We start from the raw sequence: 11105 nt of genomic DNA on the forward strand, positions 1-11105 counted from the left end.
GGCAGGACCTTCCGGGTGGCTTACAGCTTGCGCAGGCTCAGGCGCTGGACCTTGTGGTCCGGGCCCTTGCGGACCACGAGGGCCGCGCGGCCCCGGGTGGGTGCCACGTTCTCCACCAGGTTCGGCTTGTTGATGGTCCGCCAGGTCGTCCGCGCGTAGTCGAGTGCCTCCTCCTCGGAGACCTGGGTGTACTTGCGGAAGTACGAGGACGGGTTCTGGAACGCGGTGTCACGCAGCTTCTTGAAGCGGTTCAGGTACCAGCGCTCGATGTCCTCGGTGCGGGCGTCCACGTACACGCTGAAGTCGAAGTAGTCGGCGAGGCCCACGCGGGTGCGGCCGTCCTTGCCGGGGAGCGCGGGCTGCAGGACGTTCAGGCCCTCGACGATGAGGATGTCGGGGCGGCGGACGGTGAGGCGCTGGCCGGGCACGATGTCGTAGATCAGGTGGGAGTAGACGGGGGCGGTGACCTCGTCCTTGCCTGCCTTGATGTCCGCCACGAAGCGGGTGAGCGCGCGGCGGTCGTACGACTCGGGGAAGCCCTTGCGCGACATCAGGCCGCGGGATTCGAGCTCCTTGGTGGGCAGCAGGAAGCCGTCCGTGGTGACCAGCTCGACGCGGGGGTGCTCGGGCCAGCGGGAGAGCAGTGCTTGGAGGAGGCGGGCGACCGTCGATTTGCCGACCGCCACGGAGCCGGCGACTCCTATGACGAAGGGCGTGCCCGACTGGGAGCCCTTCTCGCCCAGGAACGTGTTGAGGGCGCCGCGCAGGCCGTCCGTCGCGCCTACGTAGAGGTTCAGGAGGCGGGAGAGCGGGAGGTAGATGTCCCGGACTTCGTCCAGGTCGATGACGTCGCCGAGGCCGCGGAGCTTCTCCAGCTCCTCGGCGGTCAGGGGCAGGGGAGTCTTGGCGCGCAGCGCGCTCCACTCCGTGCGGGTGAGATCGACGTAGGGAGTCGCCTCCGGCTTGTGCCGGTGGGCGCTCCGCGCAGCCTTGGTTGGCTCGGAGACCGAAGAGATCACAGTCCATTGTTACGGCTGTTTGAACGGCGGGCGGGGTGGGGTGTCGGTGGGGTGTGTCACGCTGAGCCGGTGATTATCGGGGTTGGCATCGACGTGGCGGAGATCGAGCGGTTCGGGGCCGCGTTGGAGCGGACGCCGGGGATGGCGGAGCGGCTGTTCGTGACGGAGGAGCTGCTGCTGCCGAGCGGCGAGCGGCGGGGCGTGGCCTCGCTGGCGGCTCGGTTCGCCGCGAAGGAGGCGCTGGCCAAGGCGTTGGGGGCGCCGGGGGGCCTTCGGTGGACGGATGCCGAGGTGTGGGTCGAGGAGAGCGGGCAGCCGCGGGTGCGGGTGCGGGGGAGTGTGGCGGAGCGGGCGGCCGTGCTGGGGGTTCGGGGGTGGCATGTGTCGTTGAGCCATGATGCGGGGGTGGCTTCTGCGGTGGTTATTGCTGAGGGGTAGGTGGGGGCTGCCCCACACACGTCCGGACAGCGTGACCGGAGAGGACGTGGCGGTAGGTCGGGCCGGTCCCGCAGCCGCGCCCCGGTGCGGGGTGCTTTTCCGTACACCCCGGACTGCGCCGATGCCCCAGTTCACCCGGTGTCCCACCGGCTCGCAGCCGCGAGCGAGACCGGAGGGGACGTGGCGGTATGTCTGCCCGGAGCACAAGTGGCCACGTGCCGAGGTGCATGACGACGACGGTTCACCGGGATAGCGAGGACGGACATACCGCCGCGGCCCCGCCCCGAGACGCAGCCGAGGCGCGACAGGAGCCACCGGCCCCTACTGGCCACCCAGAGGCGCGGAGAAACGGGTGGGCGGGTGGGGAGAGAGACTGGGGGCATGCGGACTGCGTATGGCGTGGAGAGTGTTCGGGTGGGGGAGCGGGCGCTCATGGGGCGCCTGGTCGAGGGGGCGTTGATGCAGCGTGCCGCGGCGGGGCTCGCCGTGGAGTGTGCGCGGGTGCTCGGCAGGGTCTACGGGGCGCGGGTCACCCTCCTGGTGGGCAGCGGGGACAACGGGGGCGATGCGCTGTACGCGGGGGCCCGGCTCGCCCGGCGGGGGGCCGGTGTCAGTGCCGTGCTGCTCGCGCCGGAGCGTACGCACGGCGGAGGGCTCGCCGCGCTGCGGGCCGCCGGGGGCCTGGTCGTGGACGGGGCGGACGCGCGGGCGGACGGGGTCGTACGGCGCGCTCGGCTCGTGGTCGACGGGATCGTGGGGATCGGCGGGCGCGGCGGGCTCAGGCCCCGCGCCGCCGAGCTCGCGGCCGCCGCCAGGGAGTCGGCCGGGGCCGTCCTCGCCGTCGACCTGCCGAGCGGCGTCGACGCGGACACCGGCGAGGTGCACGGCGACGCGGTGCGCGCGGATGTGACCGTGACCTTCGGGACGTACAAGCCGGGGCTGCTCATCGACCCCGCCAGGGAGTACGCGGGTGTCGTGCGGCTCGTCGACATCGGGCTCGACATGGGCGGGCGTGAGCGTGCCGTCGAGGCCCTGCAGTACGCCGACGTGGCGGAGCTGCTGCCCGTGCCGACCGGCGAGAGCGACAAGTACCGCAGGGGCGTGGTCGGGATCGTCGCGGGGTCCGCGCGCTACCCGGGTGCCGCCGTGCTCGCCGTCGCGGGCGCGCTGCGCGGGGGCGCGGGCGCCGTGCGGTACGTGGGGCCGGCCGCCGACGCCGTCATCGCACGCTTCCCCGAGGCGCTGGTGTCCACGGGACCCCCGTCCAAGGCCGGGCGCGTGCAGGCGTGGGTGGCGGGTCCGGGGCTCGGGGACGACGCGGAGCGGCTGCGGGACGTGGTCGGCGCCGAGGTGCCCGTGCTGATCGACGCCGACGGGCTGCGCCTCGCGGGGGAGCGGGCCGTGCGCGAGCGGCGCGCGCCCACGCTGCTGACCCCGCACGCGGGCGAGGCCGCCGCGCTGCTCGGGGTCTCCCGTGACGAGGTCGAGTCGGGACGGCTCGCCGCCGTACGGGAGTTGGCGGGGCGTTACGGAGCGACCGTGCTCCTGAAGGGGTCCACCACACTGGTCGGCTCGGCCGACGGCGTCGTACGCGTCAATCCCACCGGGACGCCCTGGCTCGCCACCGCGGGCAGCGGCGACGTGCTGTCCGGGCTCGCGGGCTCGCTGCTCGCCGCGGGGCTCGGCACGCTGGACGCCGGGTCCGTCGGCGCCTATCTGCACGGTCTCGCGGCGCGGCTCGCCGCGGACGGGGCGCCGGTGGGGGCGCACGACGTGGCGGACGCGGTGCCGGCCGCCTGGCGGGACGTACGGCGGTAGCGCGCGGGAGTGCGGGCGTACTGCTCTTCGAGTGACACCTGAGCGCGGCTGACGGCGGCACGGCACGGTCCGGGGTTCGCTCATCGCATGATCAGTAAGACAGTCCGGCACGGACTCACCGTGCTGCTCGCCCTGGCCGCCGCGCTGCCCGCGGCGCCCGCGGCCGCGGACCCCGCGCCGCCGCGGCCCGCGTCCCCGGCGCCCGCCGCACTGGTGCCCGGCGTCCCGCTCTCCCCGCTCCACCCCTGGCAGCTGGACACCCCCGACCAGGCCCTGCTGCCGCACGTGTACCGGCCGAGCGCCGCCGAGGACGCGATCGAGCCCCTGGAGGCGCCCGAGGGCGCCGACGCCCTCGTCGAGTACGTGCCGCCGAGCGAGGTCGCGGGCAAGGCCGCGGCGCCCGCGTGCACCAAGCGCACCGGGCCCTACCAGCGCCAGGCCGAGCGCTGGCTCGGGCGCCCGGTGGACGGCGGGCAGTCGGCGGCGGACTGCCGGGCCCTGCGGGCGTTCCAGCGCAAGCAGGGCATCCGGCCCGCCATCGGCTTCGCGGGCCCGGTGACCTGGGCCAGGATGCGGTGGCTCGACGCCCGCGCGAACCCCAACGCGACGAAGAAGTGCCCCACGCGCGCGTACCGGCTGGCCTGCGTCGATCTGTCCCGGCAGCTGATGTGGGTGCAGCAGGGCGAGAAGGTGCTGCTCGGCCCCGTGCCGATCCGCACCGGACGGGCCGGCTACCCGACCCGCACCGGCTGGCACAAGGTCTACTGGAAGCACAAGAACCACTGGTCGTCGCTGTACAACACCCCCATGCCGTACAGCCAGTTCTTCGACGGCGGGCAGGCCTTCCACGCCATCTACGGCAACGTCTACAACCCGCCGGGCTCGCGCGGCTGCGTGAACATGCGGCTGAGTGACGCCAAGGCGCTGTGGAAGACGCTCCTCAAGGGCGACCGGGTCTACGTGTGGGGCCGCAAGCCGGGCACCTGAGCCGGTCCTGGCCAGGGCCTCGGGAGAAGGGGCTGTCGGTGGCCTCTGAGACACTTGTCCGCGATGAACGAGACAGCCCCTTTCCGTGTCCGCGCCGAGATCGACCTCGCCGCCCTCCGTGCCAACGTGCGGACCCTGCGCGCCCGCGCGCGGGGCGCCGCGTTCATGGCCGTGGTGAAGGCCGACGCGTACGGACACGGGATGGTGTCCTGCGCGAGGGCCGCGGTCGATGCGGGCGCCGAGTGGCTGGGCACCGCGACGCCGCAGGAGGCGCTCGCGCTGCGCGCCGCGGGGCTGCCGGGCCGGATCATGTGCTGGCTGTGGACGCCGGGCGACCCCTGGCGCGAGGGCGTCGAGGCCGACCTGGACATGTCGGTGAGCGCCCTGTGGGCGCTGCGCGAGGTGACGGCCGCCGCCCGCGACGCGGGCCGCACCGCCCGCGTCCAGCTCAAGGCCGACACGGGCCTGGGGCGCAACGGCTGCATGCCCGCCGACTGGCCCGAGCTGATCGCCGCGTGCCTGCGCGCCGAGGCCGAGGGGACGGTCGAGGTCACCGGCCTCTGGTCGCACTTCGCGTGCGCCGACGAGCCGGGCCACCCCTCGATCGCCGCCCAGCTCACGGTCTTCCGCGAGATGGTGGCGTACGCCGAGGAGCAGGGCGTGCGCCCCGAGGTGCGGCACATCGCCAACTCCCCGGCGACGCTGACCCTGCCGGAGTCGCACTTCGATCTCGTACGCCCCGGCATCGCGATGTACGGGGTGTCGCCGAGCCCCGAGGTCGGCACCTCACAGGAGTTCGGCCTGCGCCCCGTCATGACGGTCGCCGCCTCGCTCGCCCATGTGAAGCGCGCCCCCGGGGGTCATGGCGTCAGTTACGGGCATCACTACACCACCCCGGGCGAGACCACCCTCGGCCTCGTCCCCGCCGGATACGGCGACGGGATCCCGCGCCACGCGTCCGGCGCGGGCCCCGTCCTGGTCGACGGCAAGTGGCGGACGGCGGCCGGTCGTATCGCGATGGACCAGTTTGTGGTCGATCTAGGCGGGGACCTGCCCGAAGTGGGGTCCGACGCGGTGCTCTTCGGGCCCGGCGACCGGGGTGAGCCGACCGCGGAGGACTGGGCGCAGGCCGCGGGCACCATCGCGTACGAGATCGTCACGCGCATCGGATCGCGCGTCCCGCGCGTCTATGTGAACGAGCGGCCCGGAGCGGACGAGCAGACGGACGACTGACTGAGGAGCGGCACGTGAGCGAGAGCAGCACGGGGGCGGCCGCGGTGGAAGCGGTGACGGAGGCCGCAGCCGCGACCGGGAACTGGCGCAGGGCCTCGGTGGCCGGTGCCGCGATAGGCGTCATCGCCGCGGGCGCCGCGGCGGGCGTCGCCATCGAACGGCTCACGGTCGGCCGCGGCATGCGCAAGAAGGCGCGGCTCGCGCTCGACTCGGCGGGCCCGTACGGCTCATTGCGCGGCATGCCGGGCACGGCGTACGCGGAGGACGGCACGGAGCTCGCCTACGAGGTCGACGAGGTCGAACCGGACAGCGCCCGCGCCGCGCGGCCGCGCGGGCGCCTCGGGCGGCGCAAGCCCGCGCCCGTGACCGTCGTCTTCAGCCACGGCTACTGCCTGAGCCAGGACTCCTGGCACTTCCAGCGGGCCGCGCTGCGCGGTGTCGTGCGCGCGGTCTACTGGGACCAGCGCAGCCACGCCCGCTCGGGCCGCGGCGTCGACCAGCTGGAGCGCGGCGTGCCGGTCTCCATCGACGACCTGGGGCGCGATCTGAAGGCCGTCATCGACGCGGCCGCTCCCGAGGGGCCGCTGGTCCTGGTCGGGCACTCCATGGGCGGCATGACGACGATGGCCCTCGCCGACCAGTTCCCCGAGCTGATCCGCGAGCGCGTCGTCGGCGTGGCCCTGGTCGGTACGTCGTCGGGGCAGCTCGGACAGGTGAACTTCGGGCTCCCGGTGGCCGGGATGAACGCGGTCCGGCGGGTGCTGCCCGGCGTGCTGCGGGCGCTCGGCTCGCAGGCCGAGCTGGTGGAGCGGGGGCGGCGGGCCACGGCCGACCTCTTCGCCGGCGTCATCAAGCGCTACTCGTTCTCGTCCAAGGACGTGGACCCGGCGATCGCGCGGTTCGCCGAGCGCATGATCGAGTCGACGCCGATCGACGTGGTCGCGGAGTTCTACCCGGCCTTCACCGAGCACGACAAGGCGGAGGCGCTCAAGCACTTCGCGGAGCTGCCCGTGCTGGTCCTGGCGGGCGAGCACGACATGGTGACGCCGAGCGGGCACAGCGAGGCCATCGCCGAGCGGCTGCCCGACGCGGAGCTCGTGCTCGTCCCCGACGCGGGGCACATGGTCATGCTGGAGCATCCCGAGGTGGTCACCGACCGGCTCCTGGAGCTGCTCGCGCGCGCCGGTGGTGTCCCGGTGGCGGACGGTGCGGCGGCGTCCAGGGGCTAACGTGGGCGGTATGGAAGCACCGCACCACCAGGCCCCCGCCGCCGCCCTCAAGATCACCGTCAACTCGCCCGAGCAGATGGGCGAGTTGGGCCGCCGCCTGGCCAAAATCCTGCGCCCCGGCGACCTCGTCATGCTCACCGGTGAGCTCGGCGCCGGGAAGACGACGCTGACCAGGGGGCTCGGCGAGGGCCTCGACGTACGCGGCGCCGTCACGTCCCCGACCTTCGTGATCGCCCGCGTCCACCCCCCGCTCGGCGTGGGCCCCGCGCTCGTGCACGTCGACGCGTACCGCCTGGGCGGCGGGCTCGACGAGATGGAGGACCTGGACCTCGACGTCTCGCTCCCCGACTCGGTGATCGTCGTCGAGTGGGGCGACGGCAAGGTCGAGGAGCTCTCGGACGACCGCCTCAGGGTGGTCATCGACCGGGCCGTCGGCGACACGACGGACGAGGTCCGTGAGGTGACGCTCACCGGTCTCGGCGCGCGCTGGGCGGACGCGGATCTGACGCTGCTCGCGGCGTAAGCCCTCGGGGGCCGGGCTCTCGGGCGACCCCTGACGTGCCCCCGCGCGGACCCCGCTCTCGGGCGGCGTGTCCCTTCGCGAGGCCCGCTCTACGGCGGCGTCGCCCTGCGCAGGGCGACGTGCCCCCAGGCCCGGCGCCAGCCCCGCGCGGCTTGAACTCGTCGGCGCGTGCCGCCGGGGGCCCTCGTACGTTCCGCCGAACGTGCCGACAAGTCGTCGGCAAAATGTTGCGCGGCGTGCGCCGGGCGTGGTCACATGGATACCGGTACTGGTTAGGTCTACCTAACCACGTCTGCCCCCGGAGCCCAGGAGGCGTCCATGTCGGCTTCAGAACGTGACGTACCGCCGCAGCCGCACGGGCTGCCGGTGCCAGGGCCCTCGCGCGTGCCGGATCCGGCGCGGCTCTCCATGAGCGATCTGCTGGCGTCCTGCGCCGCGGCGAGCGCGGTCTCCACGCCGCCCAGCGCGCCGACCCCCACGGGTGACGGGGCTAGGGAACGACGACGACCTTCTGGCTGATCCCGGCGAACTGCCACATCGCGTCACCGTGCTCGCGGGACTCGCGGATGCCGCCGGTCTTCTTGGCGGGGTCGGGCTCGGGCGTCGAGCCGTCGACGGCCGCGCTGAAGCCGATCGCGACCCCGTCGCTGGACGTGAAGATCACGACGTGCTCGATCGGGGTGCCGTCCGTGCCGGTGACCGAGCCGGTGCGCGAGGTCACGGCGTACTTGCCGGGGGCCGGGTCGACCGTGCCGGGCGTGACCTCGAACGTGAGCTTGACCTTGCCCGCCGCGGTGACCAGCCAGACGCGGTCGTCGCCCAGGGAGTAGACGACCCGCTCGCCGGCGCCGGACTGGCCGGGCAGCGCCGTGGGGTTCTTCTTGTCCTTGGGGGAGCGCGAGGCGCCGGCGGACGGCGACTTGTCGGGCTTCCCCAGGGTGTCCGGCACGCTGGCCGACGCCTGGTAGGCGAGGAAGGCGACCGCGGCGACCGCAGCGGCGGTGAGCCCGGCCACGATTCCCGAGCTGCTCCTTGACACCTTGCGCCACCCATCCTCTTCGTACTGCGTACGGCTACGGGGTGACGGTAGCAGCCGCCGCGCCCCACCCCGGGGCAGCCGCGCCCCCGTCCCCCCGGCGGCGGGCCCGACCGCCCCCGGGCGGCCGTCCCCGTCCCGGTGCGGCCGTGCGCGGGGCCTCGGAGCCGTAGGCTGTTCGCGTGCTCTTGCTCGCTCTGGATACCGCAACGCCCGCCGTCACCGTCGCCCTCCACGACGGCTCCTCCGTCATCGCGGAGTCGAGCCAGGTGGACGCCCGCCGCCACGGGGAACTGCTGCTTCCGGCCGTCGACCGTGTGCTCGCCGACGCCGGCCTGAGACTCGACGCCGTCACCGGCATCGTCGTCGGCGTGGGCCCCGGCCCCTACACCGGGCTGCGCGTCGGCCTGATGACCGCCGACACGTTCGGCCTCGCGCTCGGCGTCCCGGTGCACGGGGTGTGCACCCTGGACGGCCTCGCGTACGCCTCCGGCATCGACTCGGGCCCCTTCGTGGTGGCCACCGACGCCCGGCGCAAGGAGGTCTACTGGGCGCGCTACGACGACGTACGCACCCGGGTGAGCGACCCCGCCGTCGACCGGCCCGCGGACATCGCCGCCGAGGTCGCGGGGCTGCCCGCCGTCGGCGCCGGCGCGCTGCTCTACCCCGACACGTTCCCCGACGCCCGCGCCCCCGAGCACGTCTCGGCGGCCGCGCTCGCCTCGCTGGCCGCCGAGAGGCTGGCCGCGGGCGAGGAGCTCCTGGAGCCCAGGCCGCTGTACCTGCGCCGACCCGACGCGCAGGTGCCCAAGAACTACAAGGTGGTCACCCCCAAGTGACCGAGGCGACCGAGGCGACCCGGCCGACCGAGGGCGCCGTACTGCGCGAGATGCGCTGGTGGGACATCGATCCCGTGTTCGTCCTGGAGAAGGAGCTCTTCCCCGACGACGCCTGGTCGCGCGGCATGTTCTGGTCGGAGCTCGCGCACGCGCGCGGTCCGCTGGCCACCCGCCGCTACGTGGTGGCCATGGACGGCGACCGCCTCGTCGGGTACGCGGGGCTCGCCGCGTCCGGCGACCTCGCCGACGTCCAGACCATCGCCGTGGCCCGCGACCACTGGGGCACCGGACTCGGCGCCCGCCTCCTCACCGACCTGCTGCGCGCCGCGACCGCCTTCGAGTGCCCCGAGGTGATGCTGGAAGTGCGGGTCGACAACACCAGGGCGCAGAAGCTGTACGAGCGCTTCGGCTTCGCGCCCATCGGCTTCCGGCGCGGCTACTACCAGCCCGGCAACGTGGACGCCCTGGTCATGCGCCGCACCGACCCCTCCACCCCCGCAACCGGCGTACAAGGAACCGAGATTCATGGCTGACTCGCGCGACGAACCTCTCGTCCTCGGCATCGAGACCTCCTGCGACGAGACGGGCGTCGGCATCGTGCGCGGCACCACGCTGCTCGCCGACGCCATCGCCTCCAGCGTCGACGAGCACGCCCGCTTCGGCGGCGTCGTGCCCGAGGTCGCCTCGCGTGCGCACCTGGAGGCGATGGTGCCGACCATCGACCGAGCCCTGAAGGAAGCGGGGGTGAGCGCGAAGGACCTCGACGGCATCTCGGTGACCGCGGGCCCCGGCCTCGCGGGCGCGCTGCTCGTCGGCGTCTCGGCCGCCAAGGCGTACGCGTACGCGCTCGGCAAGCCGCTCTACGGCGTCAACCACCTCGCCTCGCACATCTGCGTGGACCAGCTGGAGCACGGGCCGCTGCCCGAGCCGACGATGGCGCTGCTCGTGTCGGGCGGCCACTCCTCGCTGCTCCTGTCCACCGACATCACCTCGGACGTACGTCCGCTCGGCGCGACCATCGACGACGCGGCGGGCGAGGCGTTCGACAAGATCGCGCGGGTGCTCGACCTCGGCTTCCCCGGCGGGCCCGTCATCGACCGCTACGCGCGCGAGGGCGACCCGGACGCGATCGCGTTCCCGCGCGGGCTCACCGGTCCTCGCGACCCCGCCTACGACTTCTCCTTCTCCGGCCTCAAGACGTCCGTCGCCCGCTGGATCGAGGCGAAGCGGGCCGCGGGCGAGGAGGTGCCGGTGCGGGACGTGTCGGCGTCCTTCCAGGAGGCGGTCGTCGACGTGCTGACCCGCAAGGCCGTGCGGGCCTGCAAGGACGAGGGCGTCGACCACCTGATGATCGGCGGCGGCGTGGCGGCCAACTCGCGGCTGCGCGCGCTGGCCCAGGAGCGGTGCGAGAAGGCCGGGATCCGGCTGCGGGTGCCGCGCCCCAAGCTGTGCACCGACAACGGCGCGATGGTCGCGGCCCTCGGCGCCGAGATGGTGGCGCGCAACAGGGCCGCGTCGGACTGGGACCTGTCGGCGGACTCGTCGCTGCCGGTGACGGAGCCGCACGTGCCGGGGCATGCGCACGGCCATGACCACGACCACGTGCACGAGGTCAGCAAGGAGAACCTGTACTCGTGAGCGTCGCGCTGATGTGGGAGGCCCGCGCCGTCGACGGGCGCGGGGACGACCTGCTCGCCTGGGCGCGGGCGCAGGCGCTGCCCGGCGAGCCGCTGCGACGCGAGACGTTCCGCGCGCCGCAGGACCGGGTCCTCGTCATCACCTGGTGGGACGCGCCGCTCGACGCGGACCTGCCCGAACTGGCCGAACCCGCACCGGAGTTGGTGACGCGGACGGTGCACAGGTGGCGGTTCGAGTCGGTCGAGGAGCGCTAGGGCCTTTCGTTTGGATCAGGCCGGGCTCGCGGGGTCTGGCACGCCCTCCCCCAAGCTCTCGGCTTCGCTCGAGCAGGGAGGTGCCCCCTCC

The 11105-nt window shown here is 73.9% G+C and carries 12 protein-coding genes; 10 read left to right on the forward strand and 2 right to left on the reverse strand.

The features are described from left to right. Window positions 1–20: 20 nt before the first annotated feature. The gene (coaA, locus tag ACIO9J_RS38640) at window positions 21–1016 is read right to left on the reverse strand and encodes a type I pantothenate kinase (RefSeq protein ID WP_402009780.1); all 996 of its coding nucleotides are present in this window, start codon (window positions 1014–1016) and stop codon (window positions 21–23) included. Window positions 1017–1088: 72 nt separating this feature from the next. Here coaA and ACIO9J_RS38645 point away from each other — a divergent pair, with 72 nt between their 5' ends. From ACIO9J_RS38645 to tsaE, 6 genes are all read left to right on the forward strand, one after another. Beyond that, complete coding sequence (locus ACIO9J_RS38645) at window positions 1089–1457, forward strand: holo-ACP synthase (protein WP_402009745.1); 369 nt, start codon at window positions 1089–1091, stop codon at window positions 1455–1457. 381 nt (window positions 1458–1838) lie between these two features. After that, window positions 1839–3275: an NAD(P)H-hydrate dehydratase gene (locus tag ACIO9J_RS38650; protein WP_402009747.1), complete on the forward strand. Its 1437-nt coding sequence runs from the start codon at window positions 1839–1841 to the stop codon at window positions 3273–3275. Between the two features lie 87 nt (window positions 3276–3362). After that, entirely contained in the window at window positions 3363–4262 is a 900-nt protein-coding gene (locus ACIO9J_RS38655; protein WP_402009748.1) for a L,D-transpeptidase family protein, read from the forward strand. Between the two features lie 63 nt (window positions 4263–4325). Next, window positions 4326–5495, forward strand: coding sequence for an alanine racemase (gene alr, locus ACIO9J_RS38660; RefSeq protein ID WP_402009749.1), 1170 nt, complete (start codon window positions 4326–4328; stop codon window positions 5493–5495). Between the two features lie 14 nt (window positions 5496–5509). After that, entirely contained in the window at window positions 5510–6724 is a 1215-nt protein-coding gene (locus tag ACIO9J_RS38665; protein ID WP_402009751.1) for an alpha/beta fold hydrolase, read from the forward strand. A gap of 10 nt (window positions 6725–6734) precedes the next feature. Then, window positions 6735–7247: a tRNA (adenosine(37)-N6)-threonylcarbamoyltransferase complex ATPase subunit type 1 TsaE gene (gene tsaE, locus ACIO9J_RS38670; protein ID WP_402009753.1), complete on the forward strand. Its 513-nt coding sequence runs from the start codon at window positions 6735–6737 to the stop codon at window positions 7245–7247. Window positions 7248–7737: 490 nt separating this feature from the next. On the opposite strand, the gene ACIO9J_RS38675 is transcribed toward tsaE, so the two are convergent. Continuing rightward, window positions 7738–8286: a hypothetical protein gene (locus ACIO9J_RS38675; protein ID WP_402009755.1), complete on the reverse strand. Its 549-nt coding sequence runs from the start codon at window positions 8284–8286 to the stop codon at window positions 7738–7740. A 179-nt stretch (window positions 8287–8465) separates the two neighbouring features. On the opposite strand from ACIO9J_RS38675, the gene tsaB reads away from it, so the two are divergent. Genes tsaB through ACIO9J_RS38695 form a run of 4 tightly spaced genes read left to right on the forward strand, consistent with a single transcriptional unit; the run spans window position 8466 to window position 11014 of the window. Continuing rightward, window positions 8466–9122, forward strand: a complete 657-nt coding sequence (tsaB, locus tag ACIO9J_RS38680; RefSeq protein ID WP_402009757.1) for a tRNA (adenosine(37)-N6)-threonylcarbamoyltransferase complex dimerization subunit type 1 TsaB — start codon at window positions 8466–8468, stop codon at window positions 9120–9122. A gap of 50 nt (window positions 9123–9172) precedes the next feature. Then, window positions 9173–9655: a ribosomal protein S18-alanine N-acetyltransferase gene (gene rimI, locus ACIO9J_RS38685; RefSeq protein ID WP_402009782.1), complete on the forward strand. Its 483-nt coding sequence runs from the start codon at window positions 9173–9175 to the stop codon at window positions 9653–9655. Continuing rightward, window positions 9648–10760, forward strand: a complete 1113-nt coding sequence (gene tsaD / locus ACIO9J_RS38690; protein WP_402009759.1) for a tRNA (adenosine(37)-N6)-threonylcarbamoyltransferase complex transferase subunit TsaD — start codon at window positions 9648–9650, stop codon at window positions 10758–10760. The genes rimI and tsaD overlap by 8 nt, the downstream gene beginning before the upstream one ends. Next, a complete protein-coding gene (locus ACIO9J_RS38695) occupies window positions 10757–11014 on the forward strand; it encodes a hypothetical protein (protein WP_402009760.1) in 258 nt (85 codons plus the stop codon). Before tsaD ends, ACIO9J_RS38695 begins: the two co-directional genes overlap by 4 nt. Window positions 11015–11105: the final 91 nt, after the last annotated feature.

It is taken from the genome of Streptomyces sp. NPDC087300 (assembly GCF_044744425.1).
In the GTDB taxonomy this organism is placed as follows: domain Bacteria; phylum Actinomycetota; class Actinomycetes; order Streptomycetales; family Streptomycetaceae; genus Streptomyces.

Excerpts from the sequence above, each read along its gene's own strand:
- ACIO9J_RS38650 (WP_402009747.1), top strand. The coding sequence starts at position 1,839 with ATGCGGACTGCGTATGGCGTGGAGAGTGTTCGGGTGGGGGAGCGGGCG.
- ACIO9J_RS38655 (WP_402009748.1), top strand. The coding sequence starts at position 3,363 with ATGATCAGTAAGACAGTCCGGCACGGACTCACCGTGCTGCTCGCCCTG.
- alr (WP_402009749.1), top strand. The coding sequence starts at position 4,326 with ATGAACGAGACAGCCCCTTTCCGTGTCCGCGCCGAGATCGACCTCGCC.
- tsaE (WP_402009753.1), top strand. The coding sequence starts at position 6,735 with ATGGAAGCACCGCACCACCAGGCCCCCGCCGCCGCCCTCAAGATCACC.
- rimI (WP_402009782.1), top strand. The coding sequence starts at position 9,173 with ATGCGCTGGTGGGACATCGATCCCGTGTTCGTCCTGGAGAAGGAGCTC.
- tsaD (WP_402009759.1), top strand. The coding sequence starts at position 9,648 with ATGGCTGACTCGCGCGACGAACCTCTCGTCCTCGGCATCGAGACCTCC.